The organism is Pseudomonas peradeniyensis, assembly GCF_014268935.2.
GTDB classification, from domain to species: domain Bacteria; phylum Pseudomonadota; class Gammaproteobacteria; order Pseudomonadales; family Pseudomonadaceae; genus Aquipseudomonas; species Aquipseudomonas peradeniyensis.
Genome location: NZ_JABWRJ020000003.1, coordinates 60,864 through 84,730, shown reverse-complemented (window position 1 = coordinate 84,730; position 23,867 = coordinate 60,864). Strand labels below are relative to the sequence as shown.

At 64.0% G+C, this 23,867-nt stretch carries 19 protein-coding genes and 2 pseudogenes; 11 read left to right on the top strand and 10 right to left on the bottom strand.

All coding sequences use genetic code 11. The features are described 5' to 3' along the window. Positions 1-80: 80 nt before the first annotated feature. Positions 81-953, top strand: a complete 873-nt coding sequence (gene pdxY / locus HU751_RS15225) for a pyridoxal kinase PdxY (RefSeq protein WP_050707578.1) — start codon at positions 81-83, stop codon at positions 951-953. Here the strand turns inward: pdxY and HU751_RS15220 are convergent. After that, a complete protein-coding gene (locus HU751_RS15220; protein ID WP_023629682.1) occupies positions 950-1,435 on the bottom strand; it encodes an acyl-CoA thioesterase in 486 nt (161 codons plus the stop codon). The two genes, pdxY and HU751_RS15220, sit on opposite strands and share 4 nt — an antisense overlap. 326 nt (positions 1,436-1,761) lie before the next feature. Between HU751_RS15220 and HU751_RS15215 the strand changes: the two genes are divergently transcribed. Further along, positions 1,762-3,522: a cation:proton antiporter gene (locus tag HU751_RS15215; protein ID WP_186712263.1), complete on the top strand. Its 1,761-nt coding sequence runs from the start codon at positions 1,762-1,764 to the stop codon at positions 3,520-3,522. Between the two features lie 139 nt (positions 3,523-3,661). On the opposite strand, the gene HU751_RS15210 is transcribed toward HU751_RS15215, so the two are convergent. From HU751_RS15210 to uvrD, 3 genes are all read right to left on the bottom strand, one after another. Then, entirely contained in the window at positions 3,662-4,069 is a 408-nt protein-coding gene (locus HU751_RS15210; protein ID WP_028689999.1) for an SMI1/KNR4 family protein, read from the bottom strand. A 113-nt stretch (positions 4,070-4,182) separates the two neighbouring features. Continuing rightward, positions 4,183-5,031 carry a Tim44 domain-containing protein gene (locus HU751_RS15205; protein WP_062360080.1) on the bottom strand — a complete coding sequence of 283 codons (849 nt, stop codon included), beginning with the start codon at positions 5,029-5,031 and terminating at the stop codon, positions 4,183-4,185. 171 nt (positions 5,032-5,202) lie between these two features. Then, positions 5,203-7,386 (bottom strand): DNA helicase II, encoded by a 2,184-nt coding sequence (uvrD, locus tag HU751_RS15200; RefSeq protein WP_050707575.1) that lies wholly within the window; start codon positions 7,384-7,386, stop codon positions 5,203-5,205. A 239-nt stretch (positions 7,387-7,625) separates the two neighbouring features. On the opposite strand from uvrD, the gene HU751_RS15195 reads away from it, so the two are divergent. Next, positions 7,626-10,502 (top strand): putative bifunctional diguanylate cyclase/phosphodiesterase, encoded by a 2,877-nt coding sequence (locus tag HU751_RS15195; protein ID WP_186732163.1) that lies wholly within the window; start codon positions 7,626-7,628, stop codon positions 10,500-10,502. Here the strand turns inward: HU751_RS15195 and zwf are convergent. Beyond that, a complete protein-coding gene (gene zwf, locus HU751_RS15190) occupies positions 10,499-11,941 on the bottom strand; it encodes a glucose-6-phosphate dehydrogenase (RefSeq protein WP_186732164.1) in 1,443 nt (480 codons plus the stop codon). The two genes, HU751_RS15195 and zwf, sit on opposite strands and share 4 nt — an antisense overlap. Positions 11,942-12,044: 103 nt before the next feature. Between zwf and hexR the strand changes: the two genes are divergently transcribed. Beyond that, the gene (gene hexR / locus HU751_RS15185; protein ID WP_023630201.1) at positions 12,045-12,911 is read left to right on the top strand and encodes a transcriptional regulator HexR; all 867 of its coding nucleotides are present in this window, start codon (positions 12,045-12,047) and stop codon (positions 12,909-12,911) included. 160 nt (positions 12,912-13,071) lie between these two features. Then, a complete protein-coding gene (locus tag HU751_RS15180; protein WP_186732165.1) occupies positions 13,072-13,290 on the top strand; it encodes a PA3496 family putative envelope integrity protein in 219 nt (72 codons plus the stop codon). Here the strand turns inward: HU751_RS15180 and HU751_RS15175 are convergent. Next, positions 13,232-14,179: a LysR family transcriptional regulator gene (locus HU751_RS15175; RefSeq protein WP_186732166.1), complete on the bottom strand. Its 948-nt coding sequence runs from the start codon at positions 14,177-14,179 to the stop codon at positions 13,232-13,234. The genes HU751_RS15180 and HU751_RS15175 overlap by 59 nt on opposite strands. A gap of 204 nt (positions 14,180-14,383) precedes the next feature. Between HU751_RS15175 and HU751_RS15170 the strand changes: the two genes are divergently transcribed. The 4 genes from HU751_RS15170 to HU751_RS15155 all read left to right on the top strand — a co-directional run bounded on the left by HU751_RS15170 (position 14,384) and on the right by HU751_RS15155 (position 19,435). After that, positions 14,384-15,799 (top strand): acetyl-CoA carboxylase biotin carboxylase subunit, encoded by a 1,416-nt coding sequence (locus HU751_RS15170; RefSeq protein WP_050707570.1) that lies wholly within the window; start codon positions 14,384-14,386, stop codon positions 15,797-15,799. An 11-nt stretch (positions 15,800-15,810) separates the two neighbouring features. Beyond that, positions 15,811-17,619 (top strand): sodium-extruding oxaloacetate decarboxylase subunit alpha, encoded by a 1,809-nt coding sequence (gene oadA, locus HU751_RS15165; RefSeq protein ID WP_186712269.1) that lies wholly within the window; start codon positions 15,811-15,813, stop codon positions 17,617-17,619. 215 nt (positions 17,620-17,834) lie between these two features. Continuing rightward, on the top strand, positions 17,835-19,160 hold the full coding sequence (locus HU751_RS15160; protein WP_186732167.1) for a type II toxin-antitoxin system HipA family toxin: 1,326 nt from the start codon (positions 17,835-17,837) through the stop codon (positions 19,158-19,160). After that, complete coding sequence (locus HU751_RS15155; protein WP_186732168.1) at positions 19,157-19,435, top strand: helix-turn-helix transcriptional regulator; 279 nt, start codon at positions 19,157-19,159, stop codon at positions 19,433-19,435. The genes HU751_RS15160 and HU751_RS15155 overlap by 4 nt, the downstream gene beginning before the upstream one ends. A gap of 120 nt (positions 19,436-19,555) precedes the next feature. Here the strand turns inward: HU751_RS15155 and HU751_RS15150 are convergent, their stop codons facing one another. Genes HU751_RS15150 through HU751_RS15140 form a run of 3 tightly spaced genes read right to left on the bottom strand, consistent with a single transcriptional unit; the run spans position 19,556 to position 21,322 of the window. After that, complete coding sequence (locus tag HU751_RS15150) at positions 19,556-20,227, bottom strand: GNAT family N-acetyltransferase (protein ID WP_186732169.1); 672 nt, start codon at positions 20,225-20,227, stop codon at positions 19,556-19,558. Between the two features lie 7 nt (positions 20,228-20,234). Continuing rightward, complete coding sequence (locus HU751_RS15145) at positions 20,235-20,681, bottom strand: GNAT family N-acetyltransferase (RefSeq protein ID WP_186732170.1); 447 nt, start codon at positions 20,679-20,681, stop codon at positions 20,235-20,237. A gap of 11 nt (positions 20,682-20,692) precedes the next feature. Then, complete coding sequence (locus HU751_RS15140; protein ID WP_186732171.1) at positions 20,693-21,322, bottom strand: FMN-binding negative transcriptional regulator; 630 nt, start codon at positions 21,320-21,322, stop codon at positions 20,693-20,695. A gap of 90 nt (positions 21,323-21,412) precedes the next feature. Between HU751_RS15140 and pdxR the strand changes: the two genes are divergently transcribed. After that, on the top strand, positions 21,413-22,951 hold the full coding sequence (gene pdxR, locus HU751_RS15135) for a MocR-like pyridoxine biosynthesis transcription factor PdxR (protein WP_186732172.1): 1,539 nt from the start codon (positions 21,413-21,415) through the stop codon (positions 22,949-22,951). Positions 22,952-22,969: 18 nt separating this feature from the next. Here the strand turns inward: pdxR and HU751_RS15130 are convergent. Then, positions 22,970-23,320 (bottom strand): annotated as a pseudogene (locus tag HU751_RS15130) (extracellular solute-binding protein); the annotation flags it as partial. On the opposite strand from HU751_RS15130, the pseudogene HU751_RS26840 reads away from it, so the two are divergent. Then, a pseudogene (locus HU751_RS26840) lies at positions 23,304-23,807 on the top strand (MocR-like pyridoxine biosynthesis transcription factor PdxR); the annotation flags it as partial. The pseudogenes HU751_RS15130 and HU751_RS26840 sit on opposite strands and share 17 nt — an antisense overlap. Positions 23,808-23,867: the final 60 nt, after the last annotated feature.

Below are 23,867 nucleotides of genomic sequence, written 5' to 3'. Positions count from 1 at the left end.
CTCTGGCCTGTCGTACAGATGGCAATCAGGTTCATACTGCGGGCCGCACACTTATTCACACAGTTTCGGAATCGTCCCGCATGAAACGTACGCCGCACCTGCTCGCCATTCAGTCCCACGTGGTCTTTGGACACGCCGGCAACAGCGCCGCGGTGTTTCCCATGCAGCGGGTCGGGGTCAACGTCTGGCCGCTCAACACCGTACAGTTCTCCAACCATACTCAGTATGGACAGTGGGCCGGGGAAGTGCTTGCCCCAGCGCAAATTCCCGCGTTGGTGGAAGGCATTTCCAACATCGGCGAGCTGGGCCATTGCGATGCGGTGTTGTCGGGCTACCTGGGCAGTGCCGAGCAGGGGCGGGCGATCCTGGCCGGCGTCGAGCGGATCAAGGCGGTCAATCCCAAGGCCCTGTACCTGTGCGACCCGGTCATGGGGCATGCCGAGAAGGGCTGCATCGTGCCGGCAGAAGTCAGCGAGTTCCTGCTCGAGGAGGCGGTCGCCAAGGCCGATATCCTGTGCCCGAACCAGCTCGAGCTGGACAGTTTCTGTGGCCGTCGCGCGCAGTCGCTGGAAGATTGCGTGGGCATGGCGCGCGGGTTGCTGGAGCGCGGGCCGCAGGTGGTGCTGGTCAAGCACCTGAATTATCCACAGCGGGCGGATGATGCCTTCGAGATGCTGCTGGTGACCCGCGATGCCAGCTGGCACCTGCGCCGGCCCTTGCTGGCCTTCCCACGCCAGCCGGTAGGCGTGGGCGACCTGACCTCCGGCCTGTTCCTCGCCCGCGTGCTGCTGGGCGACGACTGGTTGCAGGCTTTCGAATTCACCGCTGCCGCCGTGCATGAGGTGCTGCTGGAAACCCAGGCCTGCACCAGCTATGAACTGCAGCTGGTGCGGGCCCAGGATCGCATCGCCCACCCGCGGGTGCGCTTCGAGGCGCAGCGTTTGCTCTACTAGATCGAATCAGTCTTGAGGTTCTGGTAGCGCTGTTCCAGCTCCTGGCGGATCTGGCGGCGCTGCTGGCCCTGCAGGAAGCGGCGCTTCTCCTCGCTGCTCTGCGGCTGGCGCGGTGGCACCTTCACCGGGCGACGGTCGTCGTCCACCGCGACCATCGTGAAGAAGCAGCTGTTGGAGTGGCGCACCGAGCGCTCGCGGATGTTCTCGGTGACCACCTTGATGCCCACCTCCATCGAGGTGTTGCCGGTGTAGTTGACCGAGGCCAGGAAGGTTACCAGCTCGCCGACATGCACCGGTTCGCGGAAGATCACCTGGTCCACCGACAGGGTCACCACATAGGTGCCGGCATAGCGGCTGGCGCAGGCATAGGCGACTTCGTCCAGGTACTTGAGCAGGGTGCCGCCGTGTACGTTGCCAGAGAAGTTGGCCATGTCCGGTGTCATCAGGACGGTCATGGTCAGCTGGGCGTTTCCAGGTTCCATAGAGAGCTCACGGTGAATTTGCACGGATTCGGGGCGGGTATCTGCAGACACTTCTGTTTCCCCTCGTTGAGGTTTCCCATCCTGGTACGGGACGTCGGCTGACGCTCCATCGTCACGCCAATCTTGCCATCGGCGGTGTCGAATCGGCCGATCTGTTTCTGCATATTGCATCGGCAATTTGTGGCAAGGCGCGATGTTAACCTGACGGCGCCCATGCAACGTGGGCTTTTGCGTCTATCACAAGAGTATGTGCCAGCTCCGCGCCGAAGGATCGTCCGGCAGAGGAGCGGTTCGCCCCGAGTACCGAAAACAAGGAGTATCACGCCATGCATGCCATCAGCTTCATCCAGGACCTGGCGGTGATCATGCTGGTTGCCGGGGTGGTCACCATCCTCTTTCATCGCCTCAAGCAGCCGGTGGTGCTGGGCTACATCGTCGCCGGCTTCATCATCGGCCCACACACGCCGCCGTTCGGCCTGATCCACGACGAAGACACCATCAAGACCCTGGCCGAGCTGGGGGTGATCTTCCTGATGTTCTGCCTGGGCCTGGAGTTCAGTCTGCGCAAGCTATTCAAGGTCGGCGCCACGGCTTTCATCGCGGCGTTCCTGGAAATCGTCCTGATGATCTGGATCGGTTTCGAGATCGGTCGCTGGTTCGGCTGGAACACCATGGATTCGCTGTTCCTCGGGGCGATCCTGGCGATCTCCTCGACCACCATCATCGTCAAGGCGCTCAACGACCTGAAGATGAAAAACGAGCGTTTCGCCCAGCTGATCTTCGGTGTGCTGATCGTCGAGGACATCCTCGGCATCGGCATCATCGCGCTGCTGTCGGGGATCGCCGTCAGCGGCTCGGTGAGTTCCGGCGAGGTGTTTTCCACCGTGGGCAAGCTGTCGCTGTTCATGATCGTCGCGCTGGTCATCGGCATCCTGCTGGTGCCGCGGCTGCTGGCCTACGTGGCGAAATTCGAAAGCAACGAGATGCTGCTGATCACCGTGCTGGGCCTGTGTTTCGGCTTCTGCCTGCTGGTGGTCAAGCTCGAGTACAGCATGGTGCTCGGCGCCTTCCTGATCGGCGCGATCATGGCCGAGTCGCGCCAGTTGCTGAAGATCGAACGGCTGATCGAGCCGGTTCGCGACCTGTTCAGCGCCATCTTCTTCGTCGCCATCGGCTTGATGATCGATCCATCGATTCTGGTCGAGTACGCCTGGCCGATCGTGGTCATCACCCTGGCGGTGGTGCTGGGCAAGATGCTCTCCTGCGGCATGGGCGCGTTCATCGCCGGCAACGACGGGCGCACCTCGTTGCGCGTGGGGATGGGGCTTTCGCAGATCGGCGAGTTCTCCTTCATCATCGCCGCCCTGGGGGTGACCTTGCAGGTCACCAGCGACTTTCTCTATCCGGTCGCAGTGGCGGTGTCGGCCATCACTACCTTGCTGACGCCGTACCTGATCCGTGCCGCCGATCCGTTGTCGATCAGGCTGGGCAAGGTGGTGCCGAGCCGCGTGGCACGGGTGCTGTCGTTGTACGGAGAATGGTTGCGCAGCATCCAGCCGCAGGGCGAGGGGGCCATGCTGGCGGCGATGATCCGACGCATTCTGCTGCAGGTCGGGGTCAACCTGGCGTTGGTGATCGCGATCTTCTTCAGTGGCGGTTACTTCGCCGGGCGCATCGGTAACTGGTTGAGCGAGTGGGTGGCGGATGCCGGCCAGCAGAAGGCGTTGATCTGGGGCGCGGCATTGCTGCTATCGCTGCCGTTCCTGATCGCGGCGTATCGCAAGCTCAAGGCGCTGTCGATGTTGCTGGCGGAGATGGGCGTCAAACCCGAGATGGCCGGGCGGCATACCCAGCGGGTACGGCGGGTGATCGCCGAGGTGATTCCGCTGTTGTCACTGCTGGTGATCTTCCTGCTGCTGTCGGCCTTGTCGGCAAGCATTCTGCCGACCAGCGAACTGCTGCTGGTCATCGTCGTGGTGGCGGCGGTAGTGGTGGCGTTGCTGTGGCGCTGGCTGATCCGAGTGCATACACGGATGCAGGTGGCCTTGCTGGAGACGCTGGAGAACAACCGCGATCATTCGCACTGAGCAGTTAACGCTTTCTGCGCAAGATTTCACCGTCGTCCGAGGGGATGGAGCGGTAGCAGTGTCGCCAGGCGCAGAAAGCCTGGCGATTCTACGAGTGATTGGTAGCTATAAGCCATCACTTTATGCGGGTATTTCTCATTCAGCTTTCCAGCCAGACATCCCGTGCCCAGTGCCAGACTGATTCCCAGCTTTCCTCGGTGACGATTTCTTCCTCGCCGGACCACAGCACCACGGTGCCGTCCTCTTCGACGCAGTAGTAGTCGTCACCGTCCTGGCAGATGGGAATGAGATCGCGGGGCACACCGGCGTCCCAGGCGTTGGCCGCCACTTCCGGCAGGTAGGTGTGGGATTGCGGATCGGTCACGGTCACCGGCTCGAGGCTGCCGTATACCACGTCACTGACGGTCAGCAGGTATTCCTTGAACACGAACGGGATGTTGATGAACAGCTCTTCCTCGATCTCGACCAGCTGATCCTCGTCCGGCAGTTCCAGCGGCACCGGTACCGGCTCGTTGGCTTCACGGAGTTGTTCGATCACTTCTTCCACGGTTCACATCCTCTGACCTTATGACAACGCTGCGCGTTATACCCTAGTAGGCCGCTCTGGCAAAAGCAAAAACCCCGGGACAGGCCCGGGGTTTTTTCTGCAACGTGCGACGGTTAACCGTTTTGGCGGATACCGGCCAGCAGCCAAGGCTGGTTTTCGCCATGGGCGCGAACCATGTGCCAGCTTTCGCTGAAGGCTTCGCCCTGGTCGAAGCGCGAGGTCTTCGACACGCCACGGAAGGTCAGGGTGGCGTCGGTCTGGTCGGCACGCTCGTCGACGCCGTCCAGTTGCACATCGAGGTCGTCGATGTAGGTGGACTGGAAGCCTTCACCCTGCTCGGCGCGCTCGCGCTTGAGGAACTCGAGCATCTGCGGGGTGACGAACTCGGCGATCTTGTCCATCTCGTTGGCGTCCCAGTGCTGCTGCAGCGACTGGAAGTGCGAACGGGCGGCGGACAGGAAGCTGGCTTCGTTGAACCAGGCCGGGGCGTTGATCACAGGCGAGGCGACCGGCGCGGCGGAGCCGCCGAAGATCGACTGCGGGGCGGCCTGCGGCTGGGCTTCGCGCTGGTACGGGGCGTGGCCGGCGGCAGCGTGTTGCGGCTGCTGCTGGCGACGGCGCGCGGCGATGAAGCGGAAGACCAGGAAGGCGATCAGGCCCATGATCAGGAAATCGAGGATCTGCATGCCATCGAAGCCGTCGCCCATGAACATGGAGGCCAGCAGGCCACCGGCGGCGAGGCCGGCGAGTGGGCCCAGCCAGCGCGAGGCACCGCTGGCGGCAGCGGGTGCGCGGCCAGGGGCGGTCGGGGCGGCGGCAGGCGTGGTCGGGGTGGCCTGGCGGGTCTGGTGGATAGGCGCGGAGCCCGAGCTCTTGCCACCACCGAAGCGCTTGGCGTTGGCGTCGAGGCTCAGCGTCAGGCCGACGCAGAGCGCCAGAGCGATGCTAAGAAAACGTTGCATAAGATGGGGATTCCCGTTTGTGTGGATTGCACGCGCGTCATGGTGCACATGAACCGGCAGACATAGCCAGCGACAAGATGTTTCGAGCTTTTGCCTGATTGCCCGGATTTATGCGTTCACCTGTAGGAGCGGCACAAGGCCGCTCCTACAGGTGCGTGTCGTTCAGTCCAGTCAGATAGCTTCCAGCTTGGCGTAGCCCAGCATCAGCCACTTGCTGCCCTCGGAGAAGTTCACCTGCACCCGTGCCTGGGCGCCGGAGCCCTCGAAGTTGAGGATCACGCCTTCGCCGAACACCGCATGCTGCACCCGCTGGCCGAGGCTGAAGGCGGTCTGCGGGATGCTGGCGTTGGCGAACAGGCTGCTGGCCGGCGTCTTCGCGCCGCCGAACGGACGGCTGACGGTGTTCGACAGGCGCACCTCCTGCACCAGCCCGGCCGGGATCTCCCGGACGAAGCGCGATACCTTGTTGTAGGTCTCGCTGCCATACAGGCGGCGGGTCTCGGCGTAGGTCATGACCAGCTGGCGCATGGCCCGGGTGATGCCCACGTAGGCCAGGCGGCGCTCCTCTTCGAGGCGGCCGGGCTCTTCCAGGCTCATCTTGTGCGGGAACAGGCCTTCCTCCATGCCCACCAGGAACACGTACGGGAATTCCAGGCCCTTGGCACTGTGCAGGGTCATCAGCTGGATGCTGTCCTCGTGCTCGTCGGCCTGGGTGTCGCCGGCCTCCAGCGAGGCGTGGCCGAGGAACGCCGACAGCGGCGAGAGGTCGGCGTCTTCGTCACTGGTCTCGAAGTTGCGCGCCGCGCTGACCAGTTCCTCAAGGTTTTCCACCCGTGCCTGGCCTTTCTCGCCTTTTTCTTCCTGGTGGTAGACGATCAGCCCGGACTGCTCGATGACCGTCTGGGTCATCAGGTGCAGCGGCATGTCCAGCACCTTGGCGGCGAGGTTCTCGAGCAGCTCGATGAACGCGCCCAGGGCGCTGGCGGCGCGGCCCTTGAGGGCTTTGGCGGCGAGCAGCTGGCACATGGCTTCCCACATCGACAGCTGGCTGTGGCGGGCGTGGTCGCGGATGGCTTCGACGGTCTTTTCGCCGATGCCCCGTGGCGGCACGTTGATCACCCGCTCCAGCGCCGCGTCGTTGCCGCGACCTTCGAGCAGGCGCAGGTAGGCCATGGCGTTCTTGATCTCGGCGCGTTCGAAGAAGCGCTGGCCGCCATAGATGCGGTAGGGGATGCGTTCGCGCAGCAGGGCCTCTTCCAGCACCCGCGACTGGGCGTTGGAGCGATAGAGGATGGCGATCTCGCTGCGCGCGTTGCCCTGCTTGACCAGGCTTTCGATGGTCTCGACTACATAGCGCGCTTCGTCGTGCTCGTTGTACGCGGCATAGAGCGTGAGCGGTTCGCCCTCGCCCATGTCGGTCCACAGCTCCTTGCCCAGGCGCCCGCTGTTGTTGGCGATCAGGGCGTTGGCAGCCTTGAGGATGCCGCCGGTGGAGCGGTAGTTCTGCTCCAGGCGGATCAGCTCGGCGTCCGGGAAGTCGGCGGTGTACTGGTGGATGTTCTCGATCTTGGCGCCGCGCCAGCCGTAGATCGACTGGTCGTCGTCGCCCACCGCCATCAGGCTGTCGCCCCCGGAGGCCAGCAGGCGCAACCAGGCGTACTGCACGGCGTTGGTGTCCTGGAACTCGTCCACCAGCAGGTGGCGGAAACGGCGCTGGTAGTGCCTGAGCAGGTCCGGGTGGTCGCGCCACAGGTCGAGGGCGCGCAGCAGCAGCTCGGAGAAGTCGATGACCCCGGCGCGGTCGCAGGCCTGCTCGTAGGCCACATAGATGTCGCGCATGGTGGCCAGGAACAGGTCGCCGCTGGCCTGGATATGCCGTGGGCGCAGGCCTTCGTCCTTCTGCCCGTTGATGAACCACTGGACCTGGCGCGCCGGCCACTTCTGCTCGTCCAGGCCCATCTCGCGGATCACCCGCTTGATCAGGCGCTGCTGGTCGTCGCTGTCGAGGATCTGGAAGTTCTGCGCCAGCCCCGCCTCCTGCCAGTGCGCCCGCAATAGGCGGTGGGCCAGGCCGTGGAAGGTGCCGACCCACATGCCGGCCGGGTTGATGCCCAGCAGTTGCTCGATCCGCTGGCGCATTTCCGCCGCGGCCTTGTTGGTGAAGGTCACCGACAGGATCGAGTGCGGCGAGGCCTGTTCGACCTGGATCAGCCAGGCGATGCGGTGCACCAGCACGCGGGTCTTGCCCGAGCCGGCGCCGGCCAGCACCAGTTGGCGCCCCACCGAGGCCGCCACGGCCTGGCGTTGAGCGTCGTTGAGGGAGTTCAGCAGGAGGGAGAGGTCGTCATTATGCATCCGGGCATTCTATGGCCGCGCGAAGGCAGGGGCAAACGCCCCGGGTGCAAATCGCCAGGCGTGCGCTCGACCGTTCATCGGTGGCCTCGCCTGGCACCCGTGGTTGAGCGGTCAGACCTGGACGCAGCAGACATTTTCGAAATCATGACGCAGAGCAGTTTGGTCCGACGCGGTGCTTGTGTATGCTCCCTGCACATTTGCGGTCAGCCATAACAAGAACACAAAAGAAACCAGCCAATATGACCCAGGATTGCGGGGCGATCGGAGCATCGCTGGAGACGACAAGGAGCGTTCGCAGGCAATTCGCCACCCAGCTGTCGATCGAGCGTACTCGCCTGCTGTACCAGGGCTCGTTGTTGCCCACCTTGTTCATGCTGCTCAACGGCCTGCTCTGCGCCTGGCTGCTGTGGAGCCCTGCGCGCTATCTGCTGGTCGGGGTGTGGATGGCCTGGTTGTTGGCATTGGTGGCGCTGCGGGTGATCCAGGTGGCGGCCTTCGACGCGGCGACGCCGGCGCGCCAGGCCAAGCCGACCTGGCGGCGCATGTTCCTGTTCGGCTCGGCCTTCAGCGGCCTGACCTTGGCCAGCGCGGTGATCGCCCTGGCGCCGGCGGACAACTTCGTGCAGCAGGCCTGGGTCTTCGGCCTGCTCGGCGCAGCGGCGTTGTCGGCCAGTGTCGCCTACGCGGTCAGCCTGCCGGCGTTTCTCAGCTTCGCCCTGCCGTGCCTGCTGCCGCCGATCGCGTTTCTCTTCGTCTATGACGCCGGGCACCAGCGCGGCTGGGGCTGGCTGGGGCTGATCCTGCTGGTGGCGCTGATGGTGGTGGCCTGGCAGGTCAATCGCCTGATCGAGCGCGGCCTGCTGCGCCGCTTCCAGAACCAGGCGCTGATCGAGCACCTGCAGAACGCCCAGCGCCATGGCGAAGGCCTCAACCGCCAGCTCAGCGCAGAGATCGCCCAACGGCGACGGGCCGAGGACGACCTGCGCAAGGCCCATGCCGGCCTCGAGCAGCGCGTGGCCCAACGCAGTCATGAGCTGGACCTGGCCAACCAGGCCCTGAGCAAGAGCGAGCAGCGCCTGGCCCTGGCCTTGCAGGCCAGCGAACTCGGGCTGTGGGACTGGAACCTGGAAACCGACGAGGTCCATCACACCCAGTTGCATGCGCTGTTCGGCCTGGATCCGGAGCAGGTGCGCTCGGTGCGCGCCGACCTCAAGCCGCGGCTGCATCCCGACGACCTGCCCGTGCTGCGGCGCACGCTGGTCGAGCACCTCAAGGGGCGCACCGAGGACTACCGGGTCGAGTACCGGGTACGCCACGCCCAGGGGCACTGGTGCTGGATCGAGGACCGTGGGCGGGCGGTGGAGTCCGATGGCCAGGGCAAGGTTCTGCGCATGCTCGGTACCCGCCGCGACATCACCGCGCAGAAGGAACAGGAAGAGCAGCAGCGCCTGGCCGCGACGGTATTCGAGGCGGCCAGCGAAGGGATCGCCATTCTCGATGCGGACTTCCAGTTGCTGGCGGTGAACCAGGCCTTCTGCGATGTCACCGGCTACGGCCGGGCCGAGCTGATCGCCCGCAACGCCCTGGAGCTGCCCTGCAGCCGCGATGCCCGGCGCCACAGCCAGGCCATCGACCAGGCGTTGGAGCAGCAGGGCCGCTGGCAGGGCGAGCTGGTCGAGGCGCGCAAGAACGGCGAGCTCTACCCGCAGTGGCTGCAACTGAACAGCGTGAATGACCCACGGGGACGGATCGTCAATATCGTCGGCTTCTTCACCGACCTGTCCGCGCGCCGCGAATCCGAGGAGCGCCTGCGCTACCTGGCGCATTACGACGACCTCACCGGGCTGGCCAACCGCGCGCTGTTCCGCCTGCGCCTGCACGAGGCGGCGCAGCGCATGCGCCTGAACGGCCGCAGCCTGGCGCTGCTGCATGTGGACCTGGACCGCTTCAAGTTGCTCAACGAGAGCCTGGGCCATGAACTGGCGGACCAGTTGCTCAAGAAGATGGCCCAGCGCCTGGCCAACGCGGTGCCGGAGGCCGACACCGTGGCGCGCCTGTCCGGCGACGAGTTCGCCGTGCTGTTCGACGGCTACACCAACCTGTCGAGCCTGGTGCGCGTCACCACCCGGCTGCTCGACAAGCTGCGCGTGCCCCAGCGCGTGGGTGGGCACGAGGTGGTGATCAGCGCGTCGGTGGGCATCAGCCTGTTGTCCGACGCCACTCAGGACCTCAATGCCCTGGTCAGTCAGGCCGACATGGCCAAGCAGCACGCCAAGCACTTGGGCGGCGACAGTTTCCAGTTCTATACCGAGAGCCTGCGCGCCAGCACCCTGGAACGCCTGCAGCTGGAGAACCAGCTGCGCAAGGCCATCGACGAGCGCCAGCTGCTGGTCTACTACCAGCCCAAGCTGTGCCTTCGCACCGGCCAGTTGCACGCGGCCGAGGCGCTGGTGCGCTGGCAGCATCCCGAGTGGGGCATGGTGCCGCCCAGTGAGTTCATCGGCCTGGCCGAAGAGACCGGGCTGATCGCGCCCATGGGTGAGTTCGTGCTGCGCCAGGCCTGCTGGCAGGCGTGCGAATGGTTGCGCCAGGGCCTGGAGGTACGCGTTTCGGTCAACCTGTCTGTGTACCAGCTGCGCCAGGGCAAGCTGGTCAGCCTGGTGCGCCAGGTCCTGCAGGAGTCCGGCCTGGCGCCGCACTTGCTGGAACTAGAACTGACCGAAAGCCAGTTGCTGGACAGCGTCGAGCACATCATCACCACCTTCGAGCAGTTGCATGCGCTGGGGGTGAAGCTGGCCATCGACGACTTCGGCACCGGCTATTCGTCGCTGAGCTACCTCAAGCGCTTCCCGGTGGACTACGTGAAGATCGACCAGGCGTTCATCCGTGGTCTATTAGAAGGGACTCAGGACGCGGCGATCACCCGGGCGATCATCGCCATGGCCAAGAGCCTGCGGTTGAAGGTGGTGGCCGAAGGGGTGGAAACCCGCGAGCAGTTGCAGTTCCTGCGCGAGCATGGCTGCGACGAGGTGCAGGGCTACCTGATCAGCCGGCCGGTGGACGCGACCTCGTTCCGCGCGTTGCTTGATCGCTCGACGGCCGACCTCTTGCGCTAAAGGTGCCAGGCCTGGCACTGGCGCGTCAGCAGGCTGTTGGCCTGTTCCGGGCCATTGCTGCCGGCGGGGTAGGGGCGTGGCGCCTGGAAGTGTTCCTCCCAGCCTTGCAGGATCGGGTCGATCCAGGCCCATGCGGCCTCGACCTCGTCGCGGCGCATGAACAGCGTCGAGTCGCCTTCCAGCACATCCAGCAACAGCCGCTCGTAGGCGTCCCAGCGGCGGGTCTGGGCGAAGGCCTGGGCGAGGTTCAGGTCCAGTTCGACCGGTGCCAGGCGCATGCCCTTGCCCGGGCTCTTGGTCATCATGCGCAGGCTGATGTGCTCGTCCGGCTGTAGCTGGATCAGCAACTGGTTGACCTGGCCACCGCTGAACAGCTCGTGGGGCACCGGCTTGAACTGGATGACGATCTGCGACGAGCGCCGCGCCATGCGCTTGCCGGTGCGCAGGTAGAAGGGCACGCCGGCCCAGCGCCAGTTGTCGATGTGCGCCTGCACCGCGACGAAGGTCTCGGTGTCGCTGTCGTTGTCCACGTCCTTCTCGAAGTAGTAGGCCGGCACTTCCTGGCCGCCGATCTTGCCGGCGCCGTACTGGCCGCGCACGGTCTTGTCCTGCACGTCCTGGCCGGTGATGGGCTTGAGCGCGCGAAGGATCTTCACCTTTTCGTCGCGCACCGCCTCGGCCTCGAACTGCGCCGGCGGCTCCATGGCCACCAGGCAAAGCAATTGCAGCAGGTGGTTCTGCAGCATGTCGCGGGTGGCGCCGGCACGGTCGTAGTAGGCGCCGCGGTTCTCCACGCCGAGGGTCTCGCAGACGCTGATCTGTACATGGTCGACCTGGCCGTTGCGCCACACCGGCTCCAGCAGGGCATTGGCGAAGCGCAGGGCCATGAGGTTCTGCACGGTTTCCTTGCCCAGGTAGTGGTCGATGCGGAACACCTGCGGTTCGCTGAACACCGCGCCAATGGCCTCGTTGATCGCGGTGGCCGACTCCAGCGAATGGCCGATGGGCTTCTCCAGCACGATGCGCGCCTCACTGTCGGCAAGGCCCGCGATACGCAGGTGATTGGCGATAGGCACGAATAGCTTGGGCGCGGTGGCCAGGTAGAAGATCCGCGTGAGCCCGCCGGGCTCGCCCAGGTAACGGGCCAGGCGACCGAAGTCGGCGCTCTGCGCGGCGTCCATGGGGAAGTAGTCCAGGCGGGCGCAGAAGCGCTGCCAGACGTCCTCGTCGAAGTCCTGGCGGGCGATCTGCGCCCGGCAATGGCGTTCGGCGAGCTTGAGGTAGTCGTTGCGCGAAAGGTGGCGCCGGGCCAGGGCGATGATCCGCACGGCATTGTGCAGGCGGGCCTCGCGATACAGGTGGTAGAGCGCCGGGAGCAGTTTGTGCAGGGCCAGGTCGCCCGTGCCGCCGAAGACCAGGATGTCGCAAGGAATCGTCAAACCACCACTCTCCACGTTCGTTTAGCTGGGCGGGTTGGCAAGCATGTAGTATAACTACAAGAAAGCTACATCCCGGCACGCCGATCATAACCGAGTCCAGCCCGTGAATCTGTTGCAACATATCGACCAATCGCGGCACCTGCTGCGCAAATCGGAACTCAAAGTGGCCGACCATGTGCTGCTCGATCCGGCTGCCGTCATGCACAGTTCGATGGCCGACCTGGCGCACAGCGTGGGGATCAGCGAACCGACCATCGTGCGTTTCTGCCGGGCGATCGGCTGTTCGGGCTTCCAGGACCTCAAGCTCAAGCTGGCGCAGAGCCTGGCCGCCGGCGCCAGTTTCGGCCAGTTCGCCATCCATGAAGACGACTCGGTCGCCGACTACAGCCTGAAGATCTTCGACACCACCCTGCACACGCTGATGGAGGTGCGCGAGCACCTCGACCCGCAGGCGCTGCAGCAGGCGGTGACCGCCATGGCCCAGGCCCAGCGCGTGGAGTTCTACGGCTTTGGCGCTTCCGGCGCGGTCGCGGCCGATGCCCAGCACAAGTTCTTCCGCCTGCTGCTCAGCGCCGCGGCGTATTCCGACCCGCACATGCAGGCGATGTCGGCGGTCACCCTGAAGCCGGGCGATGTGGCGGTGTGCATTTCGCAGTCGGGGCGTTCCAAGGACCTGCTGATCACCGCCAACCTGGTGCGTGAAAGTGGCGCCAACCTGATCACCCTGTGTCCGAGCCAGACGCCGCTGGCCGAATTGTCGACGGTCAACCTGGCCATCGACGTGCATGAGGACACCGAGATCTACACCCCGCTGACCTCGCGTATCGCCCACCTGGTGGTGATCGACGTGCTGGCCATGGGCGTGGCCATGGCCCGTGGGCCGAGCCTGGTCAATCACCTCAAGAGCGTTAAGCGCAGCTTGCGCAGCCTGCGTTTGTCGCCCAAATCGATCAAGGCTACCGACGACTGAGCGATGCGCAGCTTCCGTGGGAGCGGGCTTGCCCCGCGATTGCAAGCGCGGGACAAGCCCGCTCCCACGCAGATTTCATCATTTCGTCACCATTCCACCGCCAAACGGTAAACCCCTGAGGCCAGTCTGAAACTCCCGCATCCTATCTGGGAGACAGGCAATGGCACATGATCACGCAGGTGTGTACCAACCCAACGCCAAGGCTCGCAAGCAGCAGGAAAAGGACCAGCGCCGCATGGAGTTCCGCCGCGCGATCGAAAGCTACTGCGACCAGCGCCAGCTGTTGCGCGAGCTGGCCGACTACCCCGACCTGCAGGACATCACGGTGTGGCAGGTATCGGCGGCAATTTCCCCGAGAAACGCTCAACAAGCCCGCTGATCTGCACACGTTCGCCGCGGATGAACGCCTGGAACGCCAAGGCGACCGGCGACTGGCGCTTGCTTTTGGACTGCACCAGGCACCAGCTGCGGTATAGCGGCAGCTCTTCCACCGGCAGTTCCCTGAGCACGCCGGTGGCCAACTCCAGGTTGACCGCGTGGCGGGTCAGCAGGGCGATGCCCAGGCCGGCCACCACGCATTCTCGCTGGGCGTCCGTGGAGGCCACCTCGAGGGTCTGGGTGAAGTGCACGCGCTTGTCCTTGAAGAACTCCTCGCAGGCCTTGCGCGTGCCCGACCCTTGTTCGCGGACCAGCAGGGCATGAGGCTCGAGGTCCTGCAGGCGCAGCTGTTCGAGCTTGCACAGCGGATGATCCGGCGGCGCCACGGCAACGATCGGGTTGTTGAGGAAGGGCAGGAACTCCAGGCCCATGTCCTGGGGCACCATGGACATGATGGTCAGGTCGTCGCGGTTGTCCGACAGACGCCGGATCGCCTGGGCCCGGTTGACCACCGTGAGGGTGAGGTTGACCTCCGGGTGGCGCTGCTTGAAGGCGGCGAACAGGTGTGGCACGAAGTACTTGGCGCTGGATTCGATCGCCAGTTTCAGCTGACCCTGCAATGAGCCCTGCAGGTCCGACAACTGCATGTCGAGGTTCTCCAGGCGCCCGAAGATATCGCGGCTGGCGCGTTGCAGCGCCTCGGCCGCCTCGGTCAGGTAGAGCTTCTTGCCGACGTACTCGAACAGCGGCTGGCCGACCAGCTCCTCGAGCTGGCGGATCTGTAGACTAACGGCGGGTTGCGTCAGCGCCATCTCCTCGGCCGCCCGGCTGTAGGAGCGCAGATCACACACCTCGTTGAACACCTGAAGCTGACGCAAAGTCATACGCATCAAGGACTTACGCATTTTTTCCGGGGCTCCGGCAAAACCTTGTTACCTAACTATAAGCTTTTGCTAATACTGCCCCTAACAAATATTGATTTTTGTTTATCGACCTTCAGCGCTAGGGTGAATATGCGACTGGCCAGCGACGTCTGGTCACGCGCCGACCGGTAAAACCGGATCGTCTGTTCCTACGGCTTTGGGAAGACTCCAGTGATAACAAAAATCCTGATCGCCAACCGGGGTGAGATCGCAGTTCGGATCGTGCGTGCCTGCGCCGAGATGGGCATTCGCTCCGTCGCGATCTATGCCGACGCCGACCGTCACGCCCTGCACGTCAAGCGCGCCGACGAGGCCTACAGCATCGGTGCCGAGCCCCTGGCCGGCTACCTGAACCCGCGCAAGCTGGTGAACCTTGCTGTCGAGACCGGCTGCGATGCCCTGCATCCAGGCTACGGTTTCCTGTCGGAAAACGCCGAGCTTGCGGAGATCTGCGCCGAACGCGGGATCAAGTTCATCGGCCCGGCCGCCGATGTCATCCGCCGCATGGGCGACAAGACCGAGGCACGCCGCACCATGATCGCGGCCGGTGTCCCGGTTACCCCCGGCACCGAAGGCAACGTCGCCGATATCCATGAAGCCCTGCGTGAAGGCGACCGCATCGGTTACCCGGTGATGCTCAAGGCCACCTCCGGTGGTGGCGGGCGTGGCATCCGCCGCTGCAACAGCCGTGAAGAGCTGGAGCAGAACTTCCCCCGTGTCATCTCCGAGGCCACCAAGGCGTTCGGCTCGGCGGAAGTGTTCCTGGAAAAATGCATCGTCAACCCCAAGCACATCGAGGCGCAGATCCTCGGTGACAGCTTCGGCAACGTGGTGCACCTGTTCGAGCGCGACTGCTCGATCCAGCGCCGCAACCAGAAGCTGATCGAGATTGCCCCGAGCCCCCAGCTGACCCCCGAGCAGCGCGCCTACATCGGCGACCTGGCGGTGCGCGCGGCCAAGGCGGTGGATTACGAGAACGCCGGTACCGTGGAGTTCCTGCTCGCCGATGGCGAGGTGTACTTCATGGAAATGAACACCCGGGTGCAGGTGGAACACACCATCACCGAGGAAATCACCGGCATAGACATCGTCCGCGAGCAGATTCGCATCGCCTCCGGCCTGCCGCTGTCGATCAAGCAGGAAGACATCCAGCACCGTGGCTTCGCGTTGCAGTTCCGCATCAATGCCGAAGACCCGAAGAACAACTTCTTGCCCAGCTTCGGCAAGATCACCCGCTACTACGCTCCCGGCGGCCCCGGCGTGCGCACCGACACGGCGATCTATACCGGCTACACCATCCCGCCGTTCTACGACTCCATGTGCCTGAAACTGGTGGTCTGGGCGCTGACCTGGGAAGAAGCCATGGACCGCGGCCTGCGGGCCCTGGACGACATGCGCGTGCAGGGGGTGAAGACCACCGCCGCGTACTACCAGGAAATCCTGCGCAATCCGGAATTCCGCAGCGGCCAGTTCAACACCAGCTTCGTCGAAAGCCACCCTGAACTGACCAACTACTCGATCAAGCGCAAACCCGAAGAGCTGGCCCTGGCCATCGCCGCCGCCATCGCCGCGCACGCAGGCCTGTGAGGAACCGAACAATGTCCAAGAAAATCTTTGTCACCGACACGATCCTGCGCGACGCCCACCAGTCCCTGCTGGCCACCCGCATGCGCACCGAAGACATGCTGCCGATCTGCGACAAGCTCGACAAGGTCGGCTACTGGTCGCTGGAAGTCTGGGGCGGCGCCACCTTCGACGCCTGCGTGCGCTTCCTGAAAGAAGACCCGTGGGAGCGCCTGCGCAAGCTGCGCGCCGCATTGCCCAACACCCGCCTGCAGATGCTCCTGCGCGGGCAGAACCTGCTGGGCTACCGCCACTACAGCGACGACGTGGTCAAGGCCTTCGTCGCCAAGGCGGCGGTCAACGGCATCGACGTGTTCCGCATCTTCGACGCCATGAACGACGTGCGTAACCTGCGTGTGGCCATCGAGGCAGTGAAGGCCGCCGGCAAGCACGCCCAGGGCACCATCGCGTATACCACCAGCCCCGTGCACACCATCGACGCCTTCGTGCAGCAGGCCAAGCAGATGGAAGCCATGGGCTGCGACTCGGTGGCGATCAAGGACATGGCCGGCCTGCTGACCCCGTTCGCCACCGGCGAGCTGGTCAAGGCGCTGAAGGCCGAGCAGTCGCTGCCGGTGTTCATCCACTCCCACGACACCGCCGGCCTGGCTGCAATGTGCCAGCTGAAGGCTGTGGAAAACGGCGCCGACCATATCGACACCGCGATCTCCAGCTTCGCCTGGGGCACCAGCCACCCGGGTACCGAGTCGATGGTCGCCGCGCTCAAGGGTAGCGAGTTCGACACCGGCCTGGACCTGGAGCTGCTGCAGGAGATCGGCCTGTACTTCTACGCCGTGCGCAAGAAGTACCACCAGTTCGAGAGCGAGTTCACCGCCGTGGACACCCGCGTGCAGGTCAACCAGGTACCGGGCGGCATGATCTCCAACCTGGCCAACCAGCTCAAGGAGCAGGGTGCGCTCAACCGCATGAACGAAGTGCTGGCAGAGATCCCGCGCGTTCGTGAAGACCTCGGCTTCCCGCCGCTGGTGACCCCGACCTCGCAGATCGTCGGCACCCAGGCATTCTTCAACGTACTGGCCGGTGAGCGTTACAAGACCATCACCAACGAAGTGAAACTGTACCTGCAAGGCGGTTACGGCAAGGCCCCTGGCGTGGTCAACGAGCAGCTGCGCCGTCAGGCGATCGGCAGCGAAGAAGTGATCGACGTGCGCCCGGCTGACCTGCTCAAGCCTGAGATGGCCAAGCTGCGTGCCGATATCGGCAGCCTGGCGCAATCCGAGGAAGACGTGTTGACCTTCGCCATGTTCCCCGACATCGGCCGCAAGTTCCTCGAGGAACGCGAAGCCGGCACCCTCAAGCCCGAAGCCCTGCTGCCGATTCCGGAAGCCGGCGCGGTGGGTTCGGTGGGCGGTGAGGGCGTGCCGACCGAGTTCGTCATCGACGTGCACGGCGAGACCTACCGCGTCGACATCACCGGTGTGGGCGTCAAAGCCGAAGGCAAGCGCCACTTCTACCTGTCCATCGACGGCATGCCGGAAGAAGTGGTGTTCGAGCCGCTCAACGAGTTCGTCGGCGGTGGCGGCAGCAAGCGCAAGCAGGCCAGCGAGCCGGGCCATGTCAGCACCAGCATGCCGGGCAACATCGTCGATGTGCTGGTCAAGGAAGGCGATGTGGTCAAGGCCGGCCAGGCAGTGCTGATCACCGAGGCGATGAAGATGGAGACCGAAGTCCAGGCGGCCATCGCCGGCAAGGTCGTGGCCATCCACGTGGCCAAGGGCGACCGGGTGACCCCGGGCGAGATCCTGATCGAGATCGAAGGCTGACAGAGGCCTTCATCTGCAAGCGGTTAACCTCTGGGGAGCGGATGCTCCCCTTTTTTTGTCATTCCATCTGCACTATTTTGCAGAAGAAGACGTAAAGTTTTAAATTTTATGCATTTTAATGCAGATTTTTTGTTGGGTCTTTATAAAAATCTGCACTATGCTGCATATCGAATGAATGGTTGACCCCTTCACATGCAGTCAATCACAGGCGGCCCATGCACAGACTTACGCTCCAGCTCCATGACGACGGCAAGTGGCAGGACGCTCTGGCGATGGCCTTCGCACAGCCGGAGCACAGCCTCGCCAGCCCTTGCGAGTTTGGCTATCTGTCCGATTACGTCAGGGCGAATCCGGATGGCTATGACAGCCTGTTCTGCCGGGCGGCGAGTGCAAGGCTGCCGGTGGATTTTGGCAGCCATCGCCTGCCCCACGCCCCTGCATTCCTTTACGACATCGCGCCTGCTGGTGCCGCCAAGCGTTTCCTGCTCAAGCATATTGGCCGCGAGAAGCCGGCCGGCATGGGAGAGGACCTGTTTCTGCTTGGGCGCTCCACCCCTGCGCCGATCGGCAACCTGCGCATCAAGGAGTCCTTCGAGCAACTGGATCTGGCAAGCCCCATCGGTTTTAGCCGCGAGGATGTCGTTTCCCGGGATCAGCGCTTTCTCGAGTACGCCTATGAGCAGGGAGCGGCCATTGGCGGTGCGACCGGTGCTGGCGGAGAAGCGCCGAAGCTGTTGATGACCGAGGACGAAAGCGGGCAGTTGTACCCGGATGCCGTGCTTGCCGACGAACACGCTCGCCGTCACTGGTTCATCAAATTTGCCAGAAACCAGGCACTGGTCGATGACCAGGAGATTCTGCGAGCCGAGCACCTCTACTACAAAGCCTTGCAGCGTTTAGGTATTGATACGGTCGCCAGTGAACATATGGCGTTGGAGGAGGGCCGCAAGCCCAGCCTCTGGATGGCGCGCTTTGATCGTAAGGTGTCCGCAGAGGGGGTGCAGCGCCTTGCGGTGGAGTCGGTCTACTCGTTGTGCGGCGTGACCGAGCCCGGCAGCCGCATGGGCCACCTGGAAGTGATCGATACCCTTGTCGCCCTATGGCGTGAGGTTGGGCAGTCGGATCAGGTGCCTGGGCTGATTGCGGACTACCTGCGCCGCGACCTGATCAACAAGATCCTGGGCAACGCCGACAACCATGGACGCAATACCGCCATCATCCGCACCCGCGATGCGGTGCGCCTGGCGCCAATCTATGACCTTGCGCCGATGGTGATGGATCAGGAGGGGGTAACCCGGACAACCAAATGGCCAGTGCCGATCGAGCGGGCTGGTGAAATCGACTGGATGGCGGTGTGCGACGCCCTGGCCTCGGTCATTGACCCGGAGCAGGCGTATCAGCGTTTGCGCGAGGATGCCCGCCAGTTGTTGGCATTGCCCGATATCCTGAGCGAACTGGGGTTGGCAAGCAGGGTCATGAATCACCCGGCGATTGCGCTGGGCAAGCTTGAGCGGCGGATGGCCGAGTGGGGGTTGGCATGACGGTATCCATCGATGCCCGCGGGTTGTTGATTGACGGTGTGCGTGAGGGAATCGCCGACGGCAGCCTGGAGCTGGGCGCAGCGGTCAGGCGCTTGCGTACGGAAGTCGCGAAGATGCAGCAGGCCCAGTTTGCGCGGATGTGCAAGGTTTCGGTTCGCACGTTGATCCAGATCGAACAGGGGGAGGGCAACCCCACGCTCAAATCGCTGAATGCGGTCTTCAAGCCGTTCGGGCTGCAGATGGGCGTCGTCAGGCGTCATCGTCAGATCAGATGAGGACCTTGGGGGCAAGTCTGCTCCCACGCATTACCGTGGGAGATCACCCAGCCCTTCAGGCTACGCTGTCGCGCAGGTAACAGAGTTCCAGCGTGGGAGCGGGCTTGCCCCGCGATAAGGTCAGCCCTGGCGACAGGCCTCCAGCGTCCTCGCCTGACCTTCAGGTTGCTGGTTATCCACACTCAACCAGCGCTCGAACCCTGCCGCCACCGCCGGCCATTCGCCGTCGGTAATCGAATACCACGCCGTATCCCGGTTGCGGTCCTTGACCACCATGTGCTGACGAAACACCCCTTCGAAGACGAAGCCGAAGCGCTCCGCCGCGCGCTTGGAGCGGGCATTGGCGTCGTTGCACTTCCATTCCAGCCGGCGGTTGCCCAGCTCGAAGCCCAGCTTGCCCAGCAGGTATACCGCCTCGGTGCCTTTCGGCGTGCGTTGCATGGCGGCGCCGAAGGCGATGTGGCCGATCTCGAAGCGACCCTGTTCCGGGACGATCGACATGTAGCTGAGGATGCCTTGAACCTGGCCGCTGGCGCGGTCGATCACGCTGTAGAACAGCGGGTCGCGGCTGGCGGCGTTGCCTTGCAGCCAGTGGTCGAAGCCGGCGCGCTCGGCAAACGGGCCGTAGGGCAGGTAGTCCCACAGCACCGGATCCGAGCCCGGGCCTTGCAGTACTTCCCAGAGGTCATCGCCATGGCGGGCCGGGTCGAGTTTTTCCAGGCGGATGAAACGGCCTTCGAGAGGCTCGGCCTTGGGTGTGCCGGCGGGCTTCCAGTTCAATGCGTCGTTCATGTTCGACCTACAGTGCTTTGCGAAATTGAATGAAGCCCGGCCGATCGGCGATCTGTTCGTACAGGCTGATGGCGGTGGCATTGGTCTCGTGGGTCAGCCAGTGCACCCTCGTGCAGTCGGCGGCCTTGGCCGTCGCGTAGACATGCTCGATCAGCTGGCGGCCGATACCCAGGCCGCGTTGCTCGCTGTCCACGTAGAGGTCCTGCAGGTAGCAGGAATTCTGGATGCTCCAGTTGGTGCGATGGTAGATGAAGTTGACCAGGCCCACCGCCTTGCCGTCGACCCAGGCCAGGGTCGAATGGGTGGGCTCGTTGGGGTCGAGCAGGCGCTGCCAGGTGCTGAGGTAGATCTCGTCGGCCAGTTCGGTCTGGTAGAAGCGCAGGTAGGCCTGCCACAGGGAGCGCCAGGCGGCGTGATCGTGGGCGCCGACCGGGCGCAGGGTAACGTGGGTCATGGGCGTTTCCTTCAGAGATCGCGCATGTGCGCGGCGAGTTGGTTGTCCAGGTGGTCACTGCTGGCGCCAAGGCCTTCGCGCACGCCGGCAATGTCCTGCGCCGAACGGTTCTGGCTCAGCTTGCGCGCACCTTGCAGGCGGCTGATGGGCAGGCGGATGCCGACGATGGCGCGGAGCATGCCGTCGAGGTAGTCGCCTGGGGCGTCGGACACTGTCCAGGGCTCGCTGCGGCCCTGTTCATGGCGGTCGGTGAGGCGGGTGACGATGTCCAGCAACGACTGGGCGTTGTGGATAACTTCGACCGGGCCGTAAGCGTGTACTGCCAGGTAGTTCCAGGTCGGCACGACTTTGGGGTTGTCCGCCTTGCTCGGGTAGTAGCTCGGGCTGACGTAGGCATCGGCACCGGGAAACACCAGCAGCGCCTCGCCCCCTTGCTCCAGGTCCTGCCACTGGCGATTGGCCCGGGCGAGGTGGGCGTAGACCGTGCCGAACTCGCCTTCGCCGGTCTCGACCAGTACGGGCAGGTGGGTGGCCAGCAGGCCCTGTTCACCCTGGCTGACCAGCAGCGCCAGGCGGGTTTGCAGCATGTGCCGGTGCAGGCGGTCGAGGTCGTGTTCCTGGTGGGGCTTGTTGTTGTACATGCTGGATGTCCTTGTTGAATGGCTCCATGCTAGGCAGGCTATTGGCTCTGGGTAAGAGCCATTCACGGCTGTTTTCATAGGTCCAATGCCATGATCGAACGTTGCCATCCTCTGCCTTTCGACCCTACGGGTATCGTCCTGGACCGCCGCCGCGGGCTGAGCCAGCAGCTCTACCATGCCTTGCGCGCCAGGGTTTTGGATGGGCGCCTGGGTAGCGGTACGCGGTTGCCGGCCACCCGCGACCTGGCGGCGATGCTGACGTTGTCGCGCAACAGCGTGGTGCGGGCTTATGACCAACTGTACGCCGAAGGCTTCATCGAGAGCCGGGTCGGCGATGGCACCTATGTGAGCCAGCTGCCGAAACTATCCACACAATTATCAACAGGGTTATCCCTGGGTTTATCAACAGACTTATCCACATTTCGTGCCGAGGATACTGAGGATTTATCCAGCCAGGTGGTCATCAGCGAGTCCCTGCAACGTCTGAAAAATCATCATCTGCCGCTGCCAAGAGGTGGGGCACCCAAGGCTTTTCGCGTGGGCGTGCCGGCGTTCGATCTATTCCCATTCGAGGTCTGGGCCAAGCTGCAAGCGGGTTTCTGGCGAAATCCCGACCCGGCGATGCTGGGCTATGGCGACCCGGCGGGTGAGTGGCAACTGCGTGAACTGATTGCCACCTACCTGCGACGCTCACGGGGGCTTTCCTGCACGGCTGAACAAATTGTGATCACTAGTGGCGCGCAGGAGGCCATCAGCCTTTGTGCACAGCTGCTGTTGCAGCCCGGCGATGGCGTGGCTGTGGAAAACCCGGGGTATCGGGCTGCCGGGCATGCCTTCGCGATGGCCGGGGCTAGGCTCAGGGGCGTGCCGGTGGATGCCGAGGGCATGGACTGTGCGAGGTTGGCCGAGATGCCCGAGTGCCGGCTGGCCTACGTGACACCTGCCCACCAGTACCCCACGGGCGTCACCATGAGCCTGGCCCGTCGCCTGTCGTTGCTGGCCTGGGCCGAGCGCCAGGATGGCTGGATCCTCGAGGACGACTACGACGGCGAGTACCGTTACAGCGGTGCGCCGCTGGCGCCACTGGCCGCGCTGGACCGCCAAGGGCGCGTGCTGTACGTGGGGACCTTCGGCAAGATCGCCCTTCCGGCCCTGCGCATTGGATACCTGGTGCTTCCCGGGCGTCTGGTGCAGGCGTTCAGCCGATGTCGGGCGCTGGCGGTGCGCCATTCGGAGGTCGGCACCCAGTGCGTGATGGCGCAGTTCATGGCCCAGGGGCATTTCCAGCGGCATATCCGCCGCATGCGCCGGGCTGCGCTGGCGCGGCGCAATGTGCTCAAGGCCGGCTGGCCCCAGGACGTGCCGGGGCTGGGGGCCATGCCGGTGGTGGCGGCGGGGCTGCATGTGAAGGTGGATGTGGATAACTTCGCGCGGGAACAGGAACTGGTGGTTCGGGCGGAAGCGGTAGGGGTGGAAGTCAATCCGCTGAGCAGCTACTGGCTGGAGGACAGCGAAGAGCCTGTGGATAAAAGGGCAGGGCTGGTGCTGGGGTTCGCGGCGGTGCCGGAGGCGCAGATCGCGGATGCGTTGATGCGTCTGCGCAAGGCCTGGCGGCCTATTCGCGGGTGAACCCGCGAAGCAGTCGACTCAGGTTCCCGATTTGATCTTTGTCCAGGCCCGAGTGCGTGCCCGCTCGGCATCCTGCGGCAACGGCTTGAGGGTATACAGCTTGGCCATCGCCTCCGCCGTCGGGTACAGGTTTGGGTTGTTGCGGATCGCCGGGCTGACCTTGTCGTTTGCATCCTTGTTCGGGTTCGGATAGCCGACGAAATCGCTGATCGGCGCGATCACTTCAGGCCGCAGCAGGTAGTTGATGAAGGCATGGGCATCCTCCGGGTTGGCGGCGTTCTTCGGGATCACCAGCATGTCGAACCAGATCGGCGCCCCTTCCCTGGGCAGGCGCATGTCCACCACCACGCCGTTCCCCGCCTTGCGGCTTGGTTATCTGGTACTCCCGCCGTCGCTCATTGAGTCATTTTCCTGGGCCCGGGCTTTGAACGTTCGGCATTCAGAGGTGGCTACGCAGCATGTCATGGCGCAATTCATGGTCAAGGGGCACTTCCAGCGGCACATATGACGGATGTGGCGCGCGGCGCTGACGCGTCGCGATACCCTGCTGGAGACATGGCCGCCAGGAATGCCGGGTGTGGGGGTAATGCCGGCTGTTGCTGCAGGGCTGCATTCGACCCTGCGTGTCCGTGGAGTCGAACGTGAACGCAAGTTGATAGCATCCGCTGCAGCCGTTGGCGTTGAGCTGAGTGCTCTGAGCAGTTATGGGTTACCGCAATCGAGTGCTCCAAAAGAAGAACATGCAGGCCTCGTTATCGGATTTGCTGCAGTTCCGGAAATAAAAATTAGAGAAGCGACAAAGCGGCTGGGTAAAATTTGGACGGGCCGTGGAGCTCCACCAAGCCGGTATCTTTAGTCAACTGGTAAAACTGCTAGTAGATCAAAGCGTGGGTACCCTTATACGGTAGAGGCGTCA